The organism is Lactococcus allomyrinae (assembly GCF_003627095.1).
Classification (GTDB): domain Bacteria; phylum Bacillota; class Bacilli; order Lactobacillales; family Streptococcaceae; genus Lactococcus; species Lactococcus allomyrinae.
The window spans coordinates 1,848,042-1,872,211 of sequence record NZ_CP032627.1 but is presented as its reverse complement, the minus strand read 5'-3'; the positions used below and the strand labels follow the sequence as shown (position 1 = coordinate 1,872,211).

Sequence of the window (24,170 nt, the reverse complement as noted above, 5' to 3'; positions counted from 1 at the left end):
CGCATGCAATCTCAAATAGAGATTGCTTTTTTCTTTGCCTGCAACACGTGAGCAGGTAAAATCACACAAAAAGGAGAAACTTTTCATGGAAAAAGAAAAGCGAATCGGACGTCTAAAAGACGTTCGCAGCCCTCGTTTTCCGAATTGGAAAGCGTTTAAGCACGCCATATTTGCGGCAGGTGCTTTGACCTTTCTTGCTGCAGGCGGACTAGCAGCCTCTAGTGCGCCACCAGTTCAGGCCTTAACCCTGGCTTCCGGCGATAGTCTTGTCGGTAATATCTCATCGGTTTCAGGGAATATTCCTGTCGTGCAAAGCTCTACCAATCAGCTGGGTACACAAGCGATGCAGAATACCTTTGACTCCATCACACGAGATTATACAGGGAATGCCAAGTATATCGTCAATAATCTGAGTTGGGGAAGTAATACCGCTTTGACCAATTCTACTGGTACAGGCTTAGTCCCCTTATCAAGCTATGAAGTGAATGGCCCGAATGGGACTTATAATCTCTTCCTGCTTAATGGACAAGTGGATACGACGAATAACACTTGGGTTGGTTCGCCAGAATCATTAGGCGCAGACGGTCTTAAACCGAATGATTTATCCACGGTATTCACACCGTCGAGTATATCAACAGGAAGTTCAGGGGCAGTTAATTCGGTTAATTTGGGTGGTATTGTCAAAATTTCCAATGTCGGAACGGCTAAAGATGCTTCGGGAAATAGTGTTCCTTTGGATTTGCTCATTCAAGTACAGTCTGTCGGTATTCCAGAAAGTGAAGGATTGAACGCCTCTAATATTTCAGGCGTGCTTTTTTCTGCACACAATGAAGGAGGAACAATCTCTGTTGGTGCCACACCTTTAGTAAATGGCGTTACTTCGTCAGGTGGTTCTAATGAGGGCGGTATTGTCGACGGGAATGGTCAACAAGTCGGACAAGCGCTTGGGTATATCAACTATGTGAGATATACAACAACTTTGATTAACCACAATACAGGCGATGCCCTTCCTGATGATACCTTACTTGCGATGAAGGTTTCAGACATTGATGGTTATCAAGTTGCAAGTACCAGTACGGATAATTGGTTGGGAACGGTTGTTTCAAGTGATACGGCATTAACAATTAACGGAAACGGGTTATCATTAAACTCTGCTCAAACGACGATTGCCGATTCTTCTAAAATTGCACCTAATGCGTATGTAGCAATTAAAACAACATCCACTAATAACATTACATTTGCAGACCAATCAGGCATGGGAGACCCAAATGAAGGTACTCACTTTGACATTGTAGCAGACTTGTTTGGTTCGATGAATGGTACGGTGCTCAACGTGAACAACTACGTTGAAAACACTTTGACAAAGACACAGGCGGCCAATACTTATCCAGCAGGGCTAACACAAGCTGGTGCGGTGTTCAAAATTAAAAACTTGAACACAGGGAACTTTGTCAAAGCCTCAGATGGCAACAGCACTAATCCGATTGCGAAAACGGCTGGAACCCTCTCAACCGCCTCGGATGGTTCGCTCACGTGGACAACGGGGCAGACGGAAAAGTGGGTGCGGCTTATCTTCCTGCTTACGACAGCTCAGGAAAAGTCATTCAATATCAATGGACAGAAGTCAAAGCGCCAAAAGGAGAAGCCATTCAAGCTTCTGGCGACGGTCAAACCTTCAGTTATGATCCGTCTTATGATAAAGACAGCACCAATCAAAATTCCGAAGCACCAGCGACTAAAATATCTGACCAGCCAATGGTTGAAACAGGAATTGCTAAACTTGATGCCGACACGCTAGGCGCAAGCACTAATGGAATTCCTAATCTTTCGGGTGGAGAATTTACGCTTGAAGATTCCAAAGGCAATGTAATCAAACAATCTCAAGGGCTCAACCCTCAAACAGGCGCACAAGCTAATGTCGCACTTTCTTCTGGCGCTCAATATGCTCCAGATGCAAATGGTAACATTGTCCTCGTCACTAATGCACAAGGTTCAGCTGGCTTTGTTTACAATATTGATTTGCCAACCGCAGACGGTTTACAATGGGTGGAAACCAAAGCACCAAACGGTTTTGCCATCAATGACAATCCTGTAACCATCACTTTTGACAGCTCTAATGCCATTGATAACACGACGAATAATGTTGAAGATAACAAAGCCAACAGTTCAACGATTTCTGATCAACCATTACTTGAAGCAACCTTGGATAAAGACTCTACAAATGCAGAATTTAATCATGTCCTTGGAAAAGCCGTTTATGAATTACAAACTCAAGCAGGTGTCCCTATCAAACAGGCACAAGGCTTAGACCCAAAAACAGGAGATTCCGCAAATATTGTGGTGGTTACAGGGACTTTTGTTTCTAACACTGCAGGTAATCTTGATGTGCAGGCAACAGCTGATGGGTTGATTGATGTCAAGAATATTGACGGAACGCTTGTTCCTAAAGATGTTCAATGGGTTGAATTATCCCCTGCAGACGGCCATGCACTCAATAATGTACCCGCACAAACCTCTTTTGACAAAGGCACTTATTCGTCTGATGCTTCTAATTTTCTTGCGGTAAGTAAGACCACAGATAAACCAATGGGCGAAACAGCGATTGCCAAATGTGATGCGGACACAGGAGATAATACCACGCAAGGTGCTGCGACTCTCCAAGGTGCTGAGTTTACGCTTGAAGATTTAACAGGCACACCAATCAAACAAACACAAGGGGTTGACCCTCAAACAGGAGCACAGGCTAATGTTGTACTTGCTGCTGGGACAAGTTATGCGCCAGACGCCAACGGCAACATTGTGGTCGTGACTAATGCACAAGGAATTGGCGGACAAGTTCAAAATATTGACCTTTCCAACAACCTCAACTATCAATGGGTGGAAACTAAAGCGCCTTATGGTTACACGATCAACACCAAACCGATTGAAGTTGATTTCTCTGCTTCAAATGAAGTAGATAGCAATACTAATAATTACAAGGACGGTCTGAAACTTGGAGCAACCATTTCAGACCGTGTCGTCGATTTTGACTTTGCTTTTATCAAGGCCGCAACAGATAATGGAGCGACGGGACTTAATGGTGCAGAGTTTACCCTAACGCCACTGACAGGAACGCTCAACGCTTTGGGTCAATATGACAATGGAAAAGACACAAATATCAATGGTCAAGATACGTATATTAACCCTGATACAGGTCTTGCTACTCCTGTAACGGATGTCAGTCAGCTTTATCTAGGAGCAGTCCAAACCTCTCATGATTATACTGACCCCCAAGGTGGCCAGTCTGCAGGTTGGGTCGAATATGACCACGTTCAAGTTGGGAAATACAAAGTATCTGAAACCAAAGTACCTGACGGCGAAACGCAAGCCCATGATTTGGAAGTTGATATTTTACCAGATACCACGACAGATGGGGCACCAACGAGCTATGAGTTCAAAGTCATTGACCTTGTAACCAAAAATGTCCTTCGTGATGTTACGATTCCTGTTTCTTACAGTCCAACACAAGATGGCCGTCAGCTCTTGAATGATAATAACTTCTTGGGTAAATTTAATCTCGGTTCAATCTTTGACAGTCCAACAACACCACCAACGCCAAGCATTGACGTTGAAAAAGCTAATGATGCCATGCCAACCGCTGGTAAGGGAAATGACACAGATAGCAATAATAATGCCGGGCCAAATGACCATGATACCGCTGCGACTGCGGATGTTCTTAAAGAAGGCGCAACGACACCGATTGATTTCCTCTTTACTAACAACGGCACGGATGATTTGACACAACTGAAACCAGTGGACAAGACCACCAACGGCTCAATATCCGTTAAAGATATTACTTATACCTACAATGGCACAACGCTCTCACTCAATGCAGACGGCTATCTGACAAACGCAGACGGTTCGCTCTTTGTTCTTCCTGCAGGTCAGGCCATTCAAGCCACAGGAACGCTCCCAGCGCTTCCAGTAGGAGAGTTGCACACAGATGAAGTAAATATCAATGCGGTAGGGGTTAAATCGGGGACACCTGTCCATGACCATGATGATTGGAACGGTATTGTACCAAAACCAAGCATCGACATCGAAAAAGCTAATGGTTCTATTCCTAATGCAGGCAACGGAAACCATACCGACAAAGCCAATAATGCAGGAGCTAATGACCATGACACGGTTGCGACACTTGACCCAATCAAAGCTGGGACAAGTACAGCGATTTATTTCCGTGGCACAAATAACGGAACAGAGGCACTGAGTCATATCAAAGTATCAGACACCACAACTGATGGTTCTGTTTCTATCGGCTCTATTGTTTGGACTTATCAAGGTCAAACCCTAAAAATCAATGCTTCTGGCGAATTGACTTTGCAAGATGGGACGCTTTTAACCCTTCAACCAAAAGACACGATTACAGGAGAAGGGACTTTACCAGCACTTCCTGCAGGCGAGCTGCACGGCGATGATGTAACCATCTCTGGTATTGGCGTGCTTGATAATAAATCAGTCGGGGATGATGATAAATGGTATGGAGAAGTCACACCTCATGATTCTATTGATATTGAAAAAGCTAACGACACGATGCCAAAAGCAGGGAATGGTAATAATACTGATAAAGCCAATAATGTGGGGACTAATGACCACGATACTGCTGCGACTGCGGATGACCTTAAGGTAGGAGCAACAACACCGATTTATTTCCGTATTACCAATAATGGCAATGAAGCCCTAACACAAGTCACACCTGTAGATAAAACGATTGAAGGTACCGCAACATTATCTGCCATTACTTGGACTTACAACGGTCAGAAGTTGACACTTAGCAAAGATGGAGCATTTGTTACAACTGATGGTAAGCTGCTTGTTTTACCTGTTGGAGGGACTGTTACAGGCGCTGCAACGCTTGCAGCACTTGGCACAGACCAAACTACTGCCGATGAAGCTTCAGTAACTGGGGTTGGAGTTAATTCTCACAATAAGGTAGGCGATAAGGATGACTGGTATGGAAAAACTCAAAAACTAACAGTTGTTCCACCACAAACACCTTCTGCACCGAAATCTAATGTCTATAACATCATTATTCCTGATACAGGAACAGCGTTAGGTCAATTCCAATTAGTAGGCTATATTATCATTGCGCTTGTCATTGGAAATGTTGTGTACTATATTGTTAAAAAACGCCGCAACAAAGAAGATGAGGCTGCCTAATCTCAGCGTTTAAAAATCGTTCAATGACTTTGAAAAAAGTGAATGGAGGTGGGAGGCTAACGATTTTTTACGAAAGGAAAATCAATGAGGTTTGAAAGCACTGTTCCTAAGCGGAAGAAAAAACACAAATTAAAAAATGGAGTTCTGATCAGTCTGACTTTTTTGCTCGTTCTGACAGGACTTCTTTTGATTTTTAGTCCTATGATTGAACAACAACTGATTGTCCATCGTGCGACAAAGGAGACAGCAACGACTGCTAAGCAAATGAAGGAAAATCAAAAGGCTAAGGTCAGCTATGACAACAATACGGTACAACCTGCCAGTCTAACCACTCTTGTTGAAAATCAAATTAAAAATGTAAGTTTGCCAGTCATTGGACTTGTTTCCATTCCAGATTTGAGTGTCAATTTACCAATAATCAAAGGCGATGGATATAATACAATGCTCTACGGTGGAGGCACAATGAAACCTGATGAAATAATGGGACAAGGGAATTATGCGATTGCTAGCCACCATGTGTCCAATGTAATGGGAAGTCGCTATGATGGAATTTTGTTTAGCCCATTACAACGTGCAAGGATTGGTCAAAAAGTCTATTTAACTGATAAAGTTAAGGTTTATGTTTATCAGATTGACAAGATACTAAAGGTTTTACCAAACCAGGGGGAAGTCATTTTAGATGTTCCTGGACAGCAGCTCGTCACATTAGTGACTTGTTATTCAGATGATACCTATCGTCTGATTGTTCAAGGAAAATTAATAAAAACTCAGGTTTATGATAATACAACTGCTGCATTGTTTGACCAGAAATTTAATCAGTATTGGAAATAACATTGAAAGAGTGCTGAGATTGCCATTCTAAGACGATTTCAGAATTAAAGGCGGACGTTTGGACGTTTACTCATCAAATAACAGGAGAAAAGAAAATGGAAGAAGATAAAAAAGAACCTCGTGAATGGGTAGAAAGTTTTAAAGATGAATAGGAAAAATAAAAAAATAGATTTTAAGAAAAAGCGAGAAATAGCTTTCTCGTCAAAACTCCTTTATCTCCTTTCAGGAATGGTAGGGACTTTTGCAATCATTGCATTGTTGCTGTTTTATTGGATGGGAGGGACTGGAAATCATGATAAAGTCGCTACTACCTCGCAAGATACATTAAAAAGTACGATGTCAAAACCTAAACTTTCTAGTTCCTCAATGAAAAAAATAACTAAGCCTAATAAAAAGAAAGTCAGTGCGACACCAGCTTCATCAAAGAAGCAAAACACTGTAAATGCTACGCCTTCAGTCACAACAGCACCACAGACGACGGCTCGCCCAACCCCTACCGTTGTTACTTATACCGCAACTATTGGAAATTATACACGAACATCGACTTTATCTCAGGCGAATGCTAATCAACTCGCACAAGCTGCTTATGATGCTGCAATCGCCAAAGAAAAACAATATGAAGAAGAAGCTGAACAAATCAAAACTTCCATTCTTGAAAAAGACCCTACAGCTATTGTAAATATCACACATCAGTAGAAAAGAGAATTATGAACCGTACAGAATTATTTCGCTTAAAGAAGCAAGCAGGCGAAATTGCACAGGCAAAAGACAAAATTGGGATTGATGATCTCATTGGACTTTTGCTCCAAAACTATATCCAGGATAACTTTGAGTTTGTCTTGGAAGATTATGCTAAGCTCAAAAAAGAGTTGGCTGAAACGAAACCATCATCAGAGACGATAGAAAAAAATGAAACGCAAGAACCTACTTCTTTGGAAAATGAAGTAGAAGACTCAGAAACGCTCTAATCTTGAAAGGAAAAACCTATGAAAAAAATATTCAAAATTACATCTATTCCCCTTGCTGTTCTCACTATTGTTACACTGGCAGCTCCTCAAACTGTCTTTGCAGATGCAACAGTTCCTAAAATAAGTAGCTTCATGCAAAACAACAGTGTTCAAGTTGGCTTGGGATGGGCAACGATTGGGATTGCCTTACTTTTTCTTGGCGCAATTTTTGTCGGTCTTTTCAAAGTTGTCCCTGTGGCCACCTCGTTCTGGAAACGTCGTAATGGAATGGACGAAGGTGCTGAAAACACAAAGAATTTTGCCATTGGTTGGGCAATGCTGATTGTAGTCCCTATTGTTATTACGGCAGTCGTGGGAATGACTTTTGGCGCACCAATTGTGGATGCGGTCAAAGCAGCAATTCAATCTATCTTTAGCTAAAAAGCAAAGGAGTAGAAGATGAAAATTATTCATTTTGATGTGCCAAAAAAAGTAAAAAAACAGCTTAAATTGACAACTTTTGACCTTCCTGTTGTTCAGGCCACGGAGTTATTAGGTGTTCTTAGGCAATATACGATTGAGCACCCAATGAAGCTTACTGTTGGCTTTAAAATCACAGACAGTAATGGCGAAGAAGAGTTAGACGATAAGTTAATTATAAGTGAGGATTCCTCTAATAATCTTCTCCTTTTGATTCGACAAGTTTTGTTTTCGGATCGCTATCCCGAAATTCCTGCAGCAGCTAAAGAAGAATATTTGACTGAGATTGAGCAGGAACTTAAAGAAAAAGCAAAACCATTAAAGTCAACGGAACCCCCAATTCAAGCTCAAATAGAAACTAAACAAGCCCGTAGTTCTTATGATAAACAACTCCAACCACGCAAAAAGATACGCTGGGGACTTTTGCTGATTTTAGTGGTTGATGTTATTATCATCTCCTTGGTTTTCTATGTATTAAACCTCAAAACTTTAGCTATCATTTTCCCTATCTTTTCTATTTTGATTGGGGGAGGAATTGAGATTGTTCGACGTTTGATTCAACAACCTAAAATAAAACAGAAAATAGAAAGTTCTGCTTCTCCACAAATAGAAAAATCTACAAATCTACAAGATAGCTCTTATAAAGAAAGTGTCCATTCTCCAGAAATGAAACAAGAAATCCAAAAATCGGAGCTTGAAGTTGAAAAGTCTGCTCCAAATCTAATAATAGAACCTGAACAGAATTCTGCAGCAGCTCCTTTATCAGAAACAATAGTTCAACCAGAAAAAGGAGCTGTCAGTGAAATAGCTGCAGATGAGATTTCAGCTTCTCCAAGTCTTGAGGAACAATTGGCAGAAAAAGAAGCAGAAATTGCACGGTTAAAAGCGGAAGCGGAAAAGCCAATTACAGAACTAGAAACAAATTTAAAAGCTCCTCTCCCCTCTCCTTCTTTTCCAGTTTTTTCAGATGATGTCTTGCCAAGTGCTGCGTCTTTGATTACAAATACACCAGCAAATGCTAGCTCTTCATTTGAAGGCGAAATGATGGGATTGGTGGGGAATAATAATCCAGAAATGACCAAGGCCATCATGGAGCAATTAGGCTTGCAAGATAGTCAGACCATCGCACGACAAGTGCAAGAAAATTATCTTCCTAAACAAAATCAGGAACTAGAACAGGCTAAACAAACAATTAACGAACAAAAAGAAGCTAAGATTGAAGAGGCTAAACGAGAATTTGAAAAACGTGAAAATGAATTACAAGCGCAGGCACAACTCGCATTGTCAAGCAGAGAAAGTGAACTGAAAAAGAAGTACGATAATTTGATTTTCACAGAAACCAATGAACGCCTTGAAGCACAACGTCAGCGAGCGAAAGAATACTCCAATCGCTTGCTTGGAAATCTGCTTTCTAGTATGGGGTTGGGGAAAATTCAGTAAGGAGGGTTAGTCCATGAATAAACTTTATGAACAGTGGAAAAAGGTGTTGGCCAGTCCAAAACTCCTTTTGTGGCTGTTAGGCCTATCTTCTCTTTTACTTTATTTTTTGCTTTCCTATATCATCAACTTGATTTATGCGTTGATTGATGCTGGAAGTTATCTCTTTCAATATGGGGGGAATGGATTCGGGGCGGTTATTAAGATTATCTTTATTCGTTTTGTTCCACATTTTTATGGACAACTCTTTCTTCATAGCGAGCATCTGCTATTTGAAAGGGTTGTTTTTGTTTTGGGATACAGTGTTTTGATTATCTTGTTAGGACGAAGAATTTACAAAATGCGTATCTCTTACAAAAATATTAATAAAGGAACGAAAGGGACAGCAAGTTTCATGCAGGAAAAGGAAATTGAGCGGACTTATGAGAAGTTTGATATTACCAGTTCCGAAAAACAACTGGAACATGGGGGCGTACCCATTTGTATGTTACCAGACCGAAAAACGATGATGGTAGAAACAGATAATACCAATTTTCTCATTAATGGGACATCCCAGGCGGCAAGAAAAACACAAATTTTCTATTATTGGGCGCTTTATTTGGATGCGATGGCTAAAAAGCCAGACTCTTTAATCGTCAATGACCTCAAAAGCGATATGCTCATGAAGTGGTTAGGTAGTCCTGCAGTAGAGTGGTTTGATACTTATGCACTTAATTTCAATGAACCCAAAAATTCCATTCGCTACAACCCTTTTACCGTACCTTGGAAATATGCTCTTCAAGGGAAGTTAGAAGATGCGGAAACGGCAATTCAAGGCATTGCAAGAAAACTTTTTGCAAGGGCTGATGCTAAAGATGAAGACTTTATCAAAGGTGCCTCTGCTACTTTTACGGCAATTTCTTTGGTTTTATTGGATTTCGCCAAGCGTTATAATCAGCCTAATTGGTTTACCTTTGCAGGAATGTATGATTTAGTTTTGACTTTTAATAAGACACAAATTGAAGGAGAACGAGAATTTAAGCCGTTAGATGAATATATGAAAAACCAGCCCGCCTCCTCGTCGATTGCGAAATGGTACATGACCGCAACCAGTGCAACTCGAAAGCAAGTCCAGTCTTTCTATTTTTTGCTTTCATCGACGCTAACGGATTTTGCGATGGGGAGTATTTTGGAGTTGACAAGCAGTAGTGATTTGGATTTTGAGCAGATGAGCTTTCCTGATAAAGACCAAAAACCTATTGTGGTTTTTGTCAGTTTCCCGTATGTCAATAATGTTTTTGAAAAAATTCAAGGACTTTTTTATACACAATGGATGGATGTAACAACTAAAAGAGCGCAGCGTACAAAAGGTCAGAAGCTTATACGTCGTGTCCGTTATTTAGGCGATGAAATCAATAATTCGCCACGAATTGAAGGGTTAAACGAGGCAGCTAATGTGGGACAACAAATCGGTTTGCTCTTAGCATTAGGGACGCAATCAGAAGCAGGTTTTAAGGATAAATATCCTGAAAAAGAGGGCGATGCGATTATTGGGGGACTTCCTGGTAAATTTTATCTGATTTCAGATCGTTTTGAAGAAAATGAGGATTTAAGCAAACGACTAGGGCAAGCCACTGTGGTAGCTTACAATCGAATGGGCGATCCCCTTGATATTGATAAAAGTTATACTGAAATGGAAGAAGAGCGCCAATTAATGTTTGCGGATGAAACCGCACGTCTTGCTGTCAATGAGTCTATTTACTCGAATGTTAAAAAACGGTTAGACAAAGAAGGAAAAGACGTCGTTCCTAATCCTATTTATGCGAAGAAAAAACGAATATACAAGCAGCGGAATGTTCCAGGAGAACCAATTTGGAAACGGATGTTAGGTTTTGCTAAACAGGAAGAAGAAACAATTTTCGAGGATTATATGAACCTTATTCCTGCTTATGAATGGCTCTATCCTGGAAAACCTCATCCCTTCTTTGATGACAAAGGCAAAGGAACCGAAGATGTGGATTTACGCCGCAATGTTCAGCTTAATACTTTGGGAGAAGAAATTCCCTTTGACATCAAAAAGCACATTGTTCCTCATGAATTGGTTGCTCTTACCATGCGCCTTTGGGTTAACAAAGACAATGAAGAATACCTTGCAAATGAAAAGTTTAAGGATGAAAGAAGGTTAAAAGAATTGGAAGAAAAAATCAAAGATGGAAGTTTCTATGATGAGGTTACACCTGAACCATTACAAGATGAAGTTCCGCAAGAGTTAAGCACAGAATATACTGAGGAACCTGTTGAAATTCCAGCTGCAGCAATGAATACAGTAACGGAAACACAAGAAACGGAAAATGAACCAGAGTTCGTCAGCTTCTCTGCAGATCAGATGTTGACTGAGGTGCTAGGCGAAGATTATGACAAAATTTATCAGTTTTTAAATGAAGCTCAAGCTGTTGCTTTTAGGAAAAGAACCATCACATTGGGATTTTTAAATGACCGAATAATGATTTCGAATAAATTATCTGATGAAAACAAGATAGGTATCGAGCAGCTTCTTCAAAGTGCTTATGAACGTTTAACTGGAAAGGAGACTAATGGCCAATAACTCTTATGTAGAGTCATTCTGGCAAACCTACAAACCTAAAAATGCTGCACCAGCAGGGACTGATGCTAATATCATACAAAGTATCAAAGATTTTCATTTACAGTCTCGTGTAGGCTGGTCAGGAGTCATCACAGATTTCATAAGAAATGCAGATTGGTGGATTATCAAATCAATGGCTTGGGCTGCAGATAATGTCATGCAGCTGGGAACAAGTATGCTCCAGCTTCTTAACTTTTATGCCTATCAGCCTGTCGTAGATTTCTTAGCGAATTATGGTGTATTTGTTGTACTTGCCTCGATTGCTTGTTTTGTCATTGCCTGGACTGCAGCCATGTCAAAAAAGGAAATTCCTATTGTTGATATGCTCAAAAATGGAGTATTTGCTTATTTTACGTACTTTATCTTACCAATTGTAATGATTGTAGGGGTAGGTTTTGTTCAAAACGTTTCTCAGTCAATTAGTACAACAAATAGTCCGTCTGCAGCAATCGTTAAAGATAATGTCACTGATGTTATTGCTGTTGATAATGCCAATTGGGACTTGAGCACCATTAATACTTTACGTACGCAAGGCAAAGGGGCACCTAATTTTATAGGGGAGTCATCTGATAGTACAGGAACACTCAGCTTACCTAAAGATGAATTAGATTATATCAACCCTACTAAGACAATGTCGAGTGATGACATCAACAATATGAGTGACTACGGCCAGAAAGTAGTCTCTCAACAACTTTCTTACGGTGGTTATACCGATGGAAAGTATGATCCTCACAAAGCCACATTAACGACTTTCCCCGATAATATATTTCAGGAAAAGGGGGCTTATTATGAATATTCATGGAACTTTTGGACAATTTTCCTATCTCTCTTAGCCTCTATTTTATTTACAGGTGTCTTATTGTTTCGTATGGCACGACTTGAAACCAATATATTCTTAAATTGGACAACCGCTAATGTTATTTCGCTCACACAGTGGGGCAACACTAAGCGTAATTGGGAAGTTTTATCAAAAATTGGGATGGGGCTTGTTACTCTACTCTTTACACAGAGCCTAACTGTTCTGTTCAATTTAGGACTTTCACAACTTTCTGACTTGTTGCAAGCAGGAAAAATCAATATTGTTGCTTTTTTGCTTTTACTTTTCGGTTTTGGAATGGAGATGATTGATGGACCAGCGCTTTGGCAACAACTTTTTGGGATTGATGCAGGAATTCAATCAGGATGGCGGACAGCCTGGGCAGTTGCCTCAACAACACGTCGATTGAACGACTGGTTTAACCCGTGGAACAAACGTCGTCGTGCAGAACGTGCAGCTAAAACAGAAAGTAAATCCAACAAACAATCTTCATCGGGGACATCGTCACAGCCTGAGCAAAAATCTGGAACGGATGCCAAAATGCCTGAAGATGGGAAACAAAAAAATACACGTCCAGAAAATAAAGAAACAGGACAAAGCACGACACCACCAACAGATACTGGGGGGCAAGAGACGCCACAGACTCCCGACTCAAAGGATCAGCCTTCAAAACAAAAGGATGAGAAAGGAAAACCGCAGGCTCAATCGGACAAGAAAACAGGAACGAATGAAACAGACCTTCCAATTCCTGATGCGCCCGTTGATGAATTGAACCGTCCTGAAGCAGGGCAGTCAGAGTTTAATGAACAGCAGGAAAAGAAAAAGAGAGGGATGTCTAAATCTGATGAGTGGAAAGCGCCTTGGTCAGTTCCTGGACCAGAGCATAGAAAGCAGTCAGAACCTACAAATAAGACAAAGGATAATTTTGTCAATCCATTTGAGGAAAATCTTAAGGCAATGGATGATTACTGGAGTAATGACCAAAATATTCCACCTGCCCCCACTTTACCTGATTATTTAGAAGGAGATGATTACCATGGCGTATAGAATGCCAGAAAAGATGGAAGATGAATATGAAAATCGACATGGATTTCGTAGCCAAGACATGAAGCCTATGGCTATTTTGCTAGGGATTTGGATTTTCGTTGCTATTTTTCTAGTTCAAGGTTTGATTTTAAAAGGCTTGTTTTTACTTTTGACAGGCTTTTTGAGTTATTACTTATTATTACCCAACAAAAAAGGAAAATATGGTTCCAGTAAAGCAGTGAGAAATTGGCAGATTTATGCCAATTTTCTTTTCATGGATCACCATACTTATAAACCGATGAATTTGGAGGATCACGATGAAGTTTGAGCCTACAATTGTAGAGAAAGAAACAACGGCTAGACATAAATTACCGTTGTTTGATCGACAGCACGTCAAAGAAATGGAAGCAGCATATCCTATTCGTGCCATTAAATCAGATGGTCAGATGCTTATTGTGGTTAGAAATAAAATGGGGTTTGCCTACAAAGAGTACAGCTATTATTTAGCTGTTTCGCCTTATGATTTGACAAACTTAACACCCGATGAGTTGACAACGATTCAAAGGAATTATAGTAGCCTGCACAAAGGCTACCGTGATTCGATGAAAGAAATTTACCTCTCTTACCCTGAAAACAATGCCGCTCAGCAAGAGTATATTCAACATTTGATGGAAGACGAGACGGACAATCACAAGCTCTCGCTTCAACAAAAGGAATTGGACAAACTCTTGTTCTTGCAGGATGCTCATATTACTTACACAAGTTTCATACAAATTTTTGGGAGTTCGCCAACAAAATTAGAAGAAAACTACCGCGAATTTGTCCGTTGTGCTAAAGATATTTTTGCTAAAGCTGACAAGCTCCGCAAAGATGATGTGCGGCTCTTACTTTCTCTTTACAATAATGGCACGCAAGCTGTGAAGCGTAAAGTATCACGAATTAACGCACTTAGTGAAAGTGCCACTCTTGCGGTTACAGCTCCCCAGGGGGGATTGGTTTTTGATTTTCCTAATTACTATGTTCAGGGGGCACGTTTTCGTACAACTGTAACGATTGAAGGTAAACCGTCTTTGATGCCAACCTGGTGGCTCTCTAATATTACCGCTCGTGAGCAAGCTGATATTGTAACCAATGATTACCTCTTTGATAAACGTTATCAACCTTTACGAAGTGTTGATTCAACGGTTACGTCCTATGATAAACTTATCTCTGGTTCGAATAATCCAACGGATATACAAAAATATAAAGATGAGCAAGGTTACTTGATGGGACTGGCTAAATCCATTCGAGAGGATGGGGAAATCATGAAGAATGTTCGCATCAAAGTTCATGTTTCTGCTTTCTCAGAAGCAGCATTAGGCGAGAAAATTGAAAAACTAAATACAGATTTGCTTGATAAAAACTTTCCATCAACGATTATTGTCAATAATGCCAAAGTAGATTATCAGAGCTTCTTTATTTCTTATAAGGCACAAGAATTTTTGGATGATAATGTGGATATTGGAAAACTTCGGTTGCCCACCGAAGCAATTGCGGAGGGTTTTAACCATAATAACATTTCGCTCAATGATGAAATGGGCTTCTATATTGGACAATCACTAACTGGCGGCTCCATTTATTTTAATAACTTCACTAAAACAGGGGAAAGACTATCTTACTCTATGTTTATCTCTGGTGTCCAAGGGGGTGGGAAATCTGCTTTGACAAAGAAAATCATGCATAATCATTATCTTTCAGGAGGAAAAATTTTTGGTTTTGATGTTAATGGCGAATATCGTAAATTAGTCAAGTATATGAATGGTGTCTATCTTCCGCTTGATGGCTCTGCAGGAATTCTCAATTTTCTACAAGTCTTTCCTTTTGTGACAGTAGAAGATGAGAATAGTATGGAGATTGACATTGAAGGAAGTTTTGAGTCGCACTTGGATACGTTAGTCGATCGCTTACGTGCTATTCGCTCATTTGATAATGACTTAGCGAGTGATATTCGTGGAGTATTACTTGATTTTTATATTGATTTTGGAATTTGGCAAAATTCAAAAATCCCTGATGTTACCGCACTTGAAAATACAGAATATCCAACTTTTGAAGACCTCTACCGTTATGCGAATGGACAATATCTCAATTATCAGAATGAAATGGACGAGGACTTGAAAAAAGCCATTGAATATCTGCTCAAGACAACTCGTTCAATTATGAAGCAATACTCTAAATTACTCGTTGGTCATACCACACTAGACCAAAGTGTTAACAACGATATTGTCTTTTTCGACATTTCCAGACTTAAAGATGGGACAGCGAATGTTTATGATGCTGTATTCCAAGCAGCATTAGGTTTTGTTCTAGGGTTATCAAATAAATTTGGGCGAGAAGAAAAACGTGCAAATGATCGTGGAGAGAAACCTTGGAATAAGATTGCACGTGTTTTGATTACGATTGACGAATGCCATAATATCTTGAAGCCTGAGAAATACTATAATGTGTCTGCCTTTGACATTCTTGCACGTGAAGCCCGTAAATTCTTCATTGCTTATCTTCTTGATACGCAGCTTATTGAGGCGATGTTACCTGCAGAACTGAGTCATAATTTATCAGATACTGCAACTTTTGCTATGAATAAACTTTCTAACATTATTGGGTTGACCCAATATATCATTTTGGCTAAACAGTCCTCTACCTCAATAGATTCCCTAAGAAAAAATTTCTCTAATGAACTTAAGCCACGTGATTATAAGGAAATGCTGAGTTATGGGATTACGGAGCAAGGTGCACGGATGAAAATGATTATCAAAGGCGATAAAACCTTCGATTTCCACACAAGGTTGTCTAAAGGAGAGCTAGGTTTGTTTGCAGGAGGGGCTTGATGAAGAAATTCATTATTGCAGCTGCTGCAGGTGGAGTTGTCTTTTTAACAGTTGCACTCTTGCTCATCTCAGTTGTAGTCGAAATTGGCGGGGGAGCGGTTAAAATAGGACAACTCAACAATGGATCCAGCAGCTCTAGTACCAGTTCTTATGTTAAAGATTGGTCAACAGGAGACCCTTACACACATAATCTACTCATGCATCGGTATGGCATTACGGCTACTCAATTGGATGGCTATCTTAAGAGTACAGGGATTCCTTATGACCCAAAACGAATTAACGGTCAGCTTCTTTTAGAATGGGAGAAGTCAAGCAACTTAGATGTACGTGCCATTATTGCGATTGCACAAGAAGAGTCAAGTTTAGGAACCGCAGGAGTTGCAACAGAACCAGGTGCTAACATGTTTGGTTATGGTGCGTTTGACAGCAATCCTGAGAATGCGACACAATACAATGATGCTAAAGCAGTAGTGGACTTAACGTCAATCACGATTATCTTGAATAAAAATGAAACTTTTAAAACACAAGATGATAAAGCCAAAGCACTTGCGGCTGGAACTTGGACACCGCTCATGGGCGGTGTTTATTTTACGGATACGAGTGGTACGGGAAAAAGACGTGCGGATATTATGCAAAAAGTTGATGACTGGATTAACGCTCATGGAGGGACGCCAGCTCCGCCTGGAGGTTATGGTGGGGGTGGTGCTGTAGATGGAAGTATTGCCTCACTAGAACCTTTTTTAGGCACTGTTGTTCCAAATACTTATGGTGGAGGCGAGCATCAATGCTATGCAGTTTCTTCTTACTATGCACACTCGATAGATGCAAGGATTGAACTTAACAATGGTATAGCAGCTGCAGATATTGGTAGTGATTATAATTGGAAGGCTTGGGGCTGGACAGTTGTGACTAACCCGTCTTATAGCGACATCAAAGCAGGGGATATTATTAATTTTGTTCGTGGTACCAACATGGGAAGTTGGAATACCAGCCCTGAGTATGGACACACAGGTGTAGTCGCACAAGTTACAGGTAATAATCAAATTGTTGTTTATGACCAGGGCACAATGCCTTTTGCAAAAGACACATATACGTATCATTCAGGGATGGTCTCATCAGTGGTTCATCCCCCGAATAAATAGGAGATAGTATGAAACCAAATAAAAAATTATCAATGCAGCAATGGAAAAGAATTGCTGCAATTGTGGGGGTACTCGTCGTCGTCATTGTTGCTGCGACGATTGTCGAAAAACGTACGCACCGAGCGATTAAACCGCAGCAAGTAAGCAGCTATATCAAAGAGGATAAATCTCAATCCACATCATTACAAGCAACGAGTAGTACAAAAGTGAACACCGAAAATCAGTCGGAAGTTAATCAAGCACTAGGGCTGCCAGAACCTTCATCATCGGATGGAGAAGCATCTACAACGACTAATCAACCTTCAAACGCAGATATAGTTAAGACTGCGATGCAGACTTACACAACAATCGCTTTAGACGATGGTTCGCTTGATAAACGTAGTAATGCGCTTAAAAATGAGTGCACAGAAGCACTCTATAAGAGTCTTAATATTGACCGTGATACAGGACTTCTTAAGACCATGTTATCTGAATGGAACAAGAATAAAACGCTTGACACTAATCAACCGATTCAACTTTTAGCACAATCTATTATCAGTTTGAAAGTTTATCAAAATGAGGCAGACAATACAGACTATATTGTCGTGGTTGAAGAAAAATTAGTCAGTCCCGCAAGCACGAATACGAGTGATATTATTCGCCAGTATAGTGTAACACTGACAGACGGAAAGTTGTCGGCGCTGAATAAAACAAGCGAGGTTGCAGGAAAATCATGAGTGATAAAACAAGCAAAAAGTTAGCAAAGCAGATGGCTAGAAAAATCAAAAAGCAAAGCCCCAATCGTAAGCTCAAACGAAATATGATTGTGGCTGCTGTTATTCTATTTGGCTTTATGATGAGCCGTCCGCTGTCCTCATTAACCGCAAAAAGTAGTTTTGGTTCACTCACTAAAGTTGGTACTGAGTTGCAAAAAACGGATGAAGTTTCTGTCAAATATGCAGGCGGAACAGCGTATAAAGATGCACAGTTAGTGGAAATTGATTTGCTTGTTGACTTACCTGCAAGTCAGGTTAATATGACAATCAATCCAACAATTTATGGGACAAATAAGAAGAAAATTTCTGACATCAAGGTGGAGAAAATCAATGCCAACTTTTATGCTGTATTTATCCCTAAAAGTAACATCGGTAACTTTCAATATTATGTGGCGGTGCCTGAAACAGGTAACTCAAACGATACTTATACGGTCGGAGATGCGACGGAAGGCTTCATCATTACGCCAAAAAATGTGCAAGAAAAACAAGTCTTTGATGCACGAACTTTGTCAAGTTATGTGCAGGAAAGTCGAACATTGCTGACACAAAAATATCAAAAACAACTTACAGATATTGACCATCAAGTCAAAGATTTGAACCAACAAATTACCGATATTCAAAACCAATCTCAGCAACTTCTTAACAACACTGACGGTCTTACTCAGTCGGAAAAACAACAAATTGCGGATCAAATTTCGTCTAATAATGATGAGATTAAGGGAATTCAAACAAACATTACCAGTCTCAAACAAAGCAAGCAACCGATTGAAAATAAAATTGCTGCATTGCAAAGCTTGAACTAAAAAGTAGGAGGTGTCCAAATCACACTTGAAATATATTAGAAAATAATGAAAAAGCACCTAAAATGTACCTACTGCATAACAGCAAGGTTTATAGGGTGTACTTAAAAGGTACACAAAAGTGTACGTAAAATGTACCTATCGCATAAGAGTAAAGTTTGTGAGGTGTACTTAAAGTGTACCTAATTTAGATTTTATGATCCCACTTTAAAACGAGGCGCACTGCGCCTCCACCCATAAAATGGGTGCAAGTTCCCTTATGCTCTTTAGTAAAACTAAGAGAAATCACTTAGAAAAAGGCAAAATCTCTAAAAAATGAGAATTGTCTTATCAAAAAAGGAAAGGATGGCAACAATTGGCTTACACAAAAATTCGAGATATTCCAGATGAGCAGCTGATTGTGATTGATGATCTAGCTAAACAAAAACATCTTTCTCGTGAGGCTTATTTGCGTACGGTTGTGGAACAACTTTTCGAGCAGAAAATACTCACAGAGGTGGAAGAACATTTCAATGAAATCGTAGCGAAAGTTACACGGAAGTTGGAAGAAACTGATCGGTTATTTATGCAAATCATGGAGAAATTGTATGGCGACACGTGATATTAAAATTAGAAACCTTGATGCTAAAGTAGTAGCAAAAATTGATGGCTTGGCACGTCGGAAGGGGCAGACTCGTGAGGAGTATTTGCGGCTTCTCCTACGTCGTCTTAGTGAAGCAGAAGTGTTGGTGCAGCGCACTAATCATTATGAAGCGGTAGAACGTCAATTGATTGATAAGTTAGAACAGTACAGTGTCCAATTGGAAGAAATTAAGCGAGGGTTAGAATGGTAGAAAAAAATCAAACACAAGAATTTAATATCCGTATCAATCAAAGTAGAGATAATGAATTATTTGATTATTTTTCGGTTGATAACAAGCTTGAAAAACTTCGCACTCTCTTTGCTCTTAACAAGCAACTTGAAGAACGCAATAAGGAATTGACTGAGGAATTATCAAAGTATAAAAATGACTTGGTTGGGATAAAATTGTCCTCTCGTCAGGCACAAAAAAATACGGATATGATGTTGGGAATTCTCAATACTTGGCTCTTTAGTCAGAACCTCACTCAACCTATTTCTCTGCAAGAAAAACGGCATCCTCTTATCGGCTACTTTGACAGTGAATATCGTCGAATGTTGGATAATGTGATGCAGCATCGCACCTTTAATGATCAGCTTGAAATTACTCCTGGCCCTATAGTCGAGCCTCAAATAGAGCAAGGGGATTACGAATGGTGATAAAGAAAAAAATAGAACTTATTTTAGAATGGCTTGAACATCGCTATTCTAAGCGGAATATGAAACGTAGGCTTGTTCTCTACTTTGTTGGGGTTATCTTCACACAAGTTTTGGCAATTCTTGTGTGGAATTGGAACGCCTTATTATACAATCTACTGTCTATACTCGGCTTTTTAATTTTGTTACCAATAGTGCTTGAAATCGTTGTGATGGAATATAGAAAGTCGAAGTCGTCATCATGATTGGAATTGTTTATAAGATGAAATTCGTATCAAGTGTCAGTCAAAAGTTTGCGGACTACATCAACTACATGGATCGAGATTCTGCAACACGAGCATCCAATTATGAACGTTATACTTTTGCTTTTGATGATTTAAAAGAGAGTGATTTAGCTACCTATAATGACTATATGGGGCGTCCACAAGCAGCAAGTAATTTGTTTTCATCTAACAGTGATGCACTGACGGAAGAAGAAACAAAGCAGCTTAAAGCTCAATTTCAAGTTGCCCAACAAAACCATAGTTTAATGTGGCAAGATGTTGTCAGTTTTGACAACAGATTCCTTGAAAAGTATGGCCTTTATGACTCTAAAACAGGAATTTTAGATGATACGAAGCTACAACAAGCGGCACGGCTTGCTATAACAGATATGTTAGCACGTGAGGGAATGAGCAATTCAGCAATTTGGTCAGGTGCCATCCATTATAATACAGATAACATTCACATTCATATTGCAATTGTCGAGCCTGAACCAACTCGTTCCATGCGTACTTTTCGTACGAAAGAAGGACGTGTTTATCGTGATTATATCGGTACTCGTAGGCAGAAAGCAGGAGAGCAAAGTTCTTATGAACGTTTTAAAAGTATGATATTAGAGCATATGATTGACAACTCTGAAAAGTCGCGAGCACTCTCTGAGCTGCAGCGTAATGTTATTACAAGTAAAAACAAGCCGTTGGTTGGTTTTTTTGATTTGAGCGCACGCCAGGAGTTCAAAGCTTTACATCGAGCACTGCCTTCTGATAAACGTTTGTGGCATTACCGAATGTCTGCTATGGAACCCTACCGAGCTACGATTGACCAATTTGTCGAGCGCTACATTGAGAAAAATTACAAGCAAGAATTTAAACAATTTAATCACTTGCTAGATGAGCAAGTGACCTATTTCAAGGAAGCCTATGGCGACTCACGGGCAGAGGATTATAAACAGAATAAGCTCTATGGTAAAGACGGACTTTATACAAAATTAGGGAATGATTTGCTCAAAGAACTCAATACTTATGATGAAAAACTCAAAGAGAAGTATCATATCAAAGGATATGGCAAAGTTGAGTTAGACCATTTACCAAAACAAAGGAAACAACAACGATTTTCTCGTCCAAATTATAAGCTTGAACATCAACTTAAGACAATGTTTGACAAAAGTTGGGAAGAACAAAAACGAGAATTCGCAGCAGAAAAATTTAAAAGGGAACTGGAAAAGGAGAAAGATGAAGCAGAAATTTAGAACAAAGAAAAAAGCTGTTAACCCTTGTGATTACTAGCTTTTATAGTTTGATTTTGATATAATAGAAATGTGGAAGTTAAAAGACGGTAGCCTGATTGGAGGTGATGCCTATGGAATTTGTAGGCCAAACCTCACAAAACATGAAAGGCGAAAAATTTGTCTGTATATCAAGCATTGTCACTGATGATCGCATTTGCGACATTGATGCTGTTGCTTAATAACAAGGATAAAAAATAATCGTCTACTTTAGCCCGTAACGATTATTTTTATTAAGTAATATGAAAGGCTACCGTTCTTAAAGCGGCCATAGGGGACTGGATACCAACCAGTCCTTTTTATATCTCTATTATACCACAAACTGAATTTAAGTCAAAGCAGCGGAACCATAGGAATATACGCTGCTTTTTTTATTGATTAGAGATTGGAGATAAAAAAATGGGTACAAGTAAAACTGTAATGATAGGGCGTTTGACAAAGGATGTATTGTTAAATTACGGGGAATATGCTAGTGCGAATTTTAACGTAGCAGTTCCTAGAAGTTATAAAAATACAGACGGAACACGTGATGCAGATTTTTTCAGAATGGTTGCCTATCGTAAGACAGCAGAATTGATTGCAACTTATGCTAAAAAGGGAAGTCGAGTTTGCTTGGTCTGTCGTCCTACCTCACGAAAATATACCAAGGAAGGCGTGACACATAACGTCGTTGAGTTTTTAGTGGAAGATTTTGAGATGCTTGATTCAACCGCTCAAAATAAAAATTCTCAAGCGCCAGTAGCTCCTTCTGTTTCACAAGCTGTGTCAACACCAACAAAAGAGCCACTGTCACTCGATGATATGAGTTTATTTGCAGGACAAACAACGCAACTCAATCCGCATATGGTTCCTGATGAGATAGAAGATGACTATCAATGGTAAGGAGAAGAGATGTTCAAAAAATATTCAGATGAGGAGTTGCGTCTTCTCAATAGCAGCGATATTTTTCAGGTAGCCAATTCTATTGGGCTAACCATCAATGATAGAGTTGACCGTAAAGGATTTCAACGTGCGGATTCTCTTGATGGTAAACTTGCTTTTAATCGATCAACTAATACATTCTATGACTTTGAGCGGCAAAAAGGTGGGAAACCTTTAGATTTCTTAATGACTTGGGGAGAAAAAAGTTTTCTTGAAGCAGTGGAGTATCTGAAAGATAATAACTTTGTTAAACTTGATCATACGGTAATGAAACCCGCTCAGGCACTTAGGCCTGAGCCTTTTGTTTACCGTTATCAAATTTCTTCTGATAAGACAATCGCTCGAAATTATTTAGTCAATGAACGTAAGATTTCAGCATCATTAGTGGATAAGCTCTTGCAGGTTAGACTTATTGAACAAGAAGCCGCACACAATAATATTCTTTTTCATTATAAAAAAGATACCAGGATTGTTGGTGCTTCTGTACAAGGCACTTATATTAGTTTTGATAAATTTGGCAAGAGGGGAACCTACAAGGGGATTGCGCAGAACAGTGAAACTAATTTTGGTTTTCATTTTTCATTTGGAAAGCCTACTAAATTTTATGTTTTTGAAGCTCCTATTGATGCGATGAGTTATTTTACCTTTAATCCCAAAGCAAGAAGAGATGTCATGTATGGTGCAATGTCTGGTTTAAAGCCTGAGACAGTCAAAAATCTTGTAGACTATGCTAGGTCTAAAGGAAATCCAGATGTTGTTCGTGATGGGATTTATATTTCTGTTGATAATGATGCTGCAGGAGTTGCATTCTGGTCGGAATATGCAAAGCATAATGCATTGACGGAAGGTGGAGGGAAGTTTTATAACAATATTCCTGATTTTTACTCTGTGCCGCATGAAATACTGTCCCTTTATCAAGAAGCTGCAGCACGTCGGGGAGTTGATTTTGATTTGACCCCTCTTCTTGCTGTACATAAGTTTGAAACAAATTTTGCACAGGAAAAACGACTGGCCAATCGTGAAGGGTATTTCAAGTTCTTTGGAGAGAAGCCAAAACCACATCCGACACAGATTTCAATAGACGAGTTAGCTCAACAAGTTGATCGCTTTGTTGGAGAATACCTCAAAAATGATAAGGATTTGCATAAAACGTTGGATAATCTTGAATTAAGTCCGAAAGTCAATCAAAATTTTGCCTTGATTGTGCAAGACCTTAATCAAACCTATAAAAAGCGATTAGTCATTAAACCCAAAAAAGATATTCAGAAAGACTGGAATGATGTCCTCAAAAAAAGAGTTCAGAAATTGCAAAATCCTGTCATTAATGTTTCTAATCCACGGGAGCTGGAGCGAGTGCTAGAAAACTTTGATTATCAGCAAATTGCCAAAGAAGATTTAAAGGCAGCAGGAATTACGAACAGGAAGGAAAGTAACGAATACGAACGAGCGCATCGACATGAGTTGGAGATGGATTTGGAATGATAAAGCGGAGCAATGTTGCTCCGC

General features: G+C 39.6%; 22 protein-coding genes. All 22 read left to right on the top strand.

The genetic code is table 11. From position 1 onward, the window contains the following. Nucleotides 1-85: 85 nt before the first annotated feature. The 22 genes from D7I46_RS13515 (at nt 86) to D7I46_RS08535 (ending at nt 24,146) form a co-directional block, all read left to right on the top strand. Nucleotides 86-1,798, top strand: coding sequence for a hypothetical protein (locus tag D7I46_RS13515; RefSeq protein WP_120772536.1), 1,713 nt, complete (start codon nt 86-88; stop codon nt 1,796-1,798). After that, a complete protein-coding gene (locus tag D7I46_RS08630; RefSeq protein WP_120772535.1) occupies nt 1,756-5,199 on the top strand; it encodes a SpaA isopeptide-forming pilin-related protein in 3,444 nt (1,147 codons plus the stop codon). The genes D7I46_RS13515 and D7I46_RS08630 overlap by 43 nt, the downstream gene beginning before the upstream one ends. Before the next feature lie 84 nt (nt 5,200-5,283). Further along, entirely contained in the window at nt 5,284-6,030 is a 747-nt protein-coding gene (locus tag D7I46_RS08625) for a class A sortase (protein WP_120772534.1), read from the top strand. Nucleotides 6,031-6,174: 144 nt separating this feature from the next. Continuing rightward, nucleotides 6,175-6,726 (top strand): hypothetical protein, encoded by a 552-nt coding sequence (locus D7I46_RS08620; RefSeq protein WP_120772533.1) that lies wholly within the window; start codon nt 6,175-6,177, stop codon nt 6,724-6,726. An 11-nt stretch (nt 6,727-6,737) separates the two neighbouring features. Further along, nucleotides 6,738-6,998, top strand: coding sequence for a hypothetical protein (locus tag D7I46_RS08615; RefSeq protein ID WP_120772532.1), 261 nt, complete (start codon nt 6,738-6,740; stop codon nt 6,996-6,998). An 18-nt stretch (nt 6,999-7,016) separates the two neighbouring features. Next, nucleotides 7,017-7,418, top strand: a complete 402-nt coding sequence (locus D7I46_RS08610; RefSeq protein WP_120772531.1) for a hypothetical protein — start codon at nt 7,017-7,019, stop codon at nt 7,416-7,418. 18 nt (nt 7,419-7,436) lie between these two features. Next, complete coding sequence (locus D7I46_RS08605) at nt 7,437-8,897, top strand: hypothetical protein (protein ID WP_120772530.1); 1,461 nt, start codon at nt 7,437-7,439, stop codon at nt 8,895-8,897. 13 nt (nt 8,898-8,910) lie between these two features. Then, nucleotides 8,911-11,478, top strand: coding sequence for a type IV secretory system conjugative DNA transfer family protein (locus D7I46_RS08600; protein ID WP_120772529.1), 2,568 nt, complete (start codon nt 8,911-8,913; stop codon nt 11,476-11,478). Then, entirely contained in the window at nt 11,468-13,381 is a 1,914-nt protein-coding gene (locus tag D7I46_RS08595; RefSeq protein ID WP_120772528.1) for a pLS20_p028 family conjugation system transmembrane protein, read from the top strand. Before D7I46_RS08600 ends, D7I46_RS08595 begins: the two co-directional genes overlap by 11 nt. Next, complete coding sequence (locus D7I46_RS08590; protein ID WP_120772527.1) at nt 13,371-13,688, top strand: hypothetical protein; 318 nt, start codon at nt 13,371-13,373, stop codon at nt 13,686-13,688. Before D7I46_RS08595 ends, D7I46_RS08590 begins: the two co-directional genes overlap by 11 nt. Further along, on the top strand, nt 13,678-16,224 hold the full coding sequence (locus D7I46_RS08585) for a TraG/VirB4 family ATPase (RefSeq protein WP_120772526.1): 2,547 nt from the start codon (nt 13,678-13,680) through the stop codon (nt 16,222-16,224). The genes D7I46_RS08590 and D7I46_RS08585 overlap by 11 nt, the downstream gene beginning before the upstream one ends. Beyond that, on the top strand, nt 16,224-17,366 hold the full coding sequence (locus D7I46_RS08580; protein WP_120772525.1) for a CHAP domain-containing protein: 1,143 nt from the start codon (nt 16,224-16,226) through the stop codon (nt 17,364-17,366). The genes D7I46_RS08585 and D7I46_RS08580 overlap by 1 nt, the downstream gene beginning before the upstream one ends. An 8-nt stretch (nt 17,367-17,374) precedes the next feature. Then, complete coding sequence (locus tag D7I46_RS08575) at nt 17,375-18,082, top strand: hypothetical protein (protein WP_120772524.1); 708 nt, start codon at nt 17,375-17,377, stop codon at nt 18,080-18,082. Continuing rightward, the gene (locus tag D7I46_RS08570) at nt 18,079-18,924 is read left to right on the top strand and encodes a hypothetical protein (RefSeq protein WP_120772523.1); all 846 of its coding nucleotides are present in this window, start codon (nt 18,079-18,081) and stop codon (nt 18,922-18,924) included. Before D7I46_RS08575 ends, D7I46_RS08570 begins: the two co-directional genes overlap by 4 nt. Nucleotides 18,925-19,276: 352 nt before the next feature. After that, the gene (locus D7I46_RS08565; RefSeq protein WP_162930866.1) at nt 19,277-19,522 is read left to right on the top strand and encodes a hypothetical protein; all 246 of its coding nucleotides are present in this window, start codon (nt 19,277-19,279) and stop codon (nt 19,520-19,522) included. After that, entirely contained in the window at nt 19,509-19,754 is a 246-nt protein-coding gene (locus D7I46_RS08560; RefSeq protein WP_120772521.1) for a hypothetical protein, read from the top strand. The genes D7I46_RS08565 and D7I46_RS08560 overlap by 14 nt, the downstream gene beginning before the upstream one ends. Beyond that, a complete protein-coding gene (locus D7I46_RS08555) occupies nt 19,748-20,200 on the top strand; it encodes a hypothetical protein (protein WP_120772520.1) in 453 nt (150 codons plus the stop codon). The genes D7I46_RS08560 and D7I46_RS08555 overlap by 7 nt, the downstream gene beginning before the upstream one ends. After that, nucleotides 20,194-20,442: a hypothetical protein gene (locus D7I46_RS08550; RefSeq protein WP_120772519.1), complete on the top strand. Its 249-nt coding sequence runs from the start codon at nt 20,194-20,196 to the stop codon at nt 20,440-20,442. Before D7I46_RS08555 ends, D7I46_RS08550 begins: the two co-directional genes overlap by 7 nt. Continuing rightward, on the top strand, nt 20,439-21,707 hold the full coding sequence (gene mobP2, locus D7I46_RS08545) for a MobP2 family relaxase (RefSeq protein ID WP_120772518.1): 1,269 nt from the start codon (nt 20,439-20,441) through the stop codon (nt 21,705-21,707). Before D7I46_RS08550 ends, mobP2 begins: the two co-directional genes overlap by 4 nt. Nucleotides 21,708-21,890: 183 nt before the next feature. Next, nucleotides 21,891-21,944 carry a hypothetical protein gene (locus D7I46_RS13810; RefSeq protein WP_240424534.1) on the top strand — a complete coding sequence of 18 codons (54 nt, stop codon included), beginning with the start codon at nt 21,891-21,893 and terminating at the stop codon, nt 21,942-21,944. Between the two features lie 198 nt (nt 21,945-22,142). Continuing rightward, entirely contained in the window at nt 22,143-22,625 is a 483-nt protein-coding gene (locus D7I46_RS08540) for a single-stranded DNA-binding protein (RefSeq protein WP_120772517.1), read from the top strand. A gap of 9 nt (nt 22,626-22,634) precedes the next feature. Further along, nucleotides 22,635-24,146: a DUF3991 domain-containing protein gene (locus tag D7I46_RS08535; protein ID WP_120772516.1), complete on the top strand. Its 1,512-nt coding sequence runs from the start codon at nt 22,635-22,637 to the stop codon at nt 24,144-24,146. Nucleotides 24,147-24,170 lie beyond the last annotated feature (24 nt).

Excerpts from the sequence above, each read along its gene's own strand:
- D7I46_RS13515 (WP_120772536.1), top strand. The coding sequence starts at position 86 with ATGGAAAAAGAAAAGCGAATCGGACGTCTAAAAGACGTTCGCAGCCCT.
- D7I46_RS08630 (WP_120772535.1), top strand. The coding sequence starts at position 1,756 with ATGGTTGAAACAGGAATTGCTAAACTTGATGCCGACACGCTAGGCGCA.
- D7I46_RS08625 (WP_120772534.1), top strand. The coding sequence starts at position 5,284 with ATGAGGTTTGAAAGCACTGTTCCTAAGCGGAAGAAAAAACACAAATTA.
- D7I46_RS08620 (WP_120772533.1), top strand. The coding sequence starts at position 6,175 with ATGAATAGGAAAAATAAAAAAATAGATTTTAAGAAAAAGCGAGAAATA.
- D7I46_RS08615 (WP_120772532.1), top strand. The coding sequence starts at position 6,738 with ATGAACCGTACAGAATTATTTCGCTTAAAGAAGCAAGCAGGCGAAATT.
- D7I46_RS08610 (WP_120772531.1), top strand. The coding sequence starts at position 7,017 with ATGAAAAAAATATTCAAAATTACATCTATTCCCCTTGCTGTTCTCACT.
- D7I46_RS08605 (WP_120772530.1), top strand. The coding sequence starts at position 7,437 with ATGAAAATTATTCATTTTGATGTGCCAAAAAAAGTAAAAAAACAGCTT.
- D7I46_RS08600 (WP_120772529.1), top strand. The coding sequence starts at position 8,911 with ATGAATAAACTTTATGAACAGTGGAAAAAGGTGTTGGCCAGTCCAAAA.
- D7I46_RS08595 (WP_120772528.1), top strand. The coding sequence starts at position 11,468 with ATGGCCAATAACTCTTATGTAGAGTCATTCTGGCAAACCTACAAACCT.
- D7I46_RS08590 (WP_120772527.1), top strand. The coding sequence starts at position 13,371 with ATGGCGTATAGAATGCCAGAAAAGATGGAAGATGAATATGAAAATCGA.
- D7I46_RS08585 (WP_120772526.1), top strand. The coding sequence starts at position 13,678 with ATGAAGTTTGAGCCTACAATTGTAGAGAAAGAAACAACGGCTAGACAT.
- D7I46_RS08580 (WP_120772525.1), top strand. The coding sequence starts at position 16,224 with ATGAAGAAATTCATTATTGCAGCTGCTGCAGGTGGAGTTGTCTTTTTA.
- D7I46_RS08575 (WP_120772524.1), top strand. The coding sequence starts at position 17,375 with ATGAAACCAAATAAAAAATTATCAATGCAGCAATGGAAAAGAATTGCT.
- D7I46_RS08570 (WP_120772523.1), top strand. The coding sequence starts at position 18,079 with ATGAGTGATAAAACAAGCAAAAAGTTAGCAAAGCAGATGGCTAGAAAA.
- D7I46_RS08560 (WP_120772521.1), top strand. The coding sequence starts at position 19,509 with ATGGCGACACGTGATATTAAAATTAGAAACCTTGATGCTAAAGTAGTA.
- D7I46_RS08555 (WP_120772520.1), top strand. The coding sequence starts at position 19,748 with ATGGTAGAAAAAAATCAAACACAAGAATTTAATATCCGTATCAATCAA.
- D7I46_RS08550 (WP_120772519.1), top strand. The coding sequence starts at position 20,194 with ATGGTGATAAAGAAAAAAATAGAACTTATTTTAGAATGGCTTGAACAT.
- mobP2 (WP_120772518.1), top strand. The coding sequence starts at position 20,439 with ATGATTGGAATTGTTTATAAGATGAAATTCGTATCAAGTGTCAGTCAA.
- D7I46_RS08540 (WP_120772517.1), top strand. The coding sequence starts at position 22,143 with ATGGGTACAAGTAAAACTGTAATGATAGGGCGTTTGACAAAGGATGTA.
- D7I46_RS08535 (WP_120772516.1), top strand. The coding sequence starts at position 22,635 with ATGTTCAAAAAATATTCAGATGAGGAGTTGCGTCTTCTCAATAGCAGC.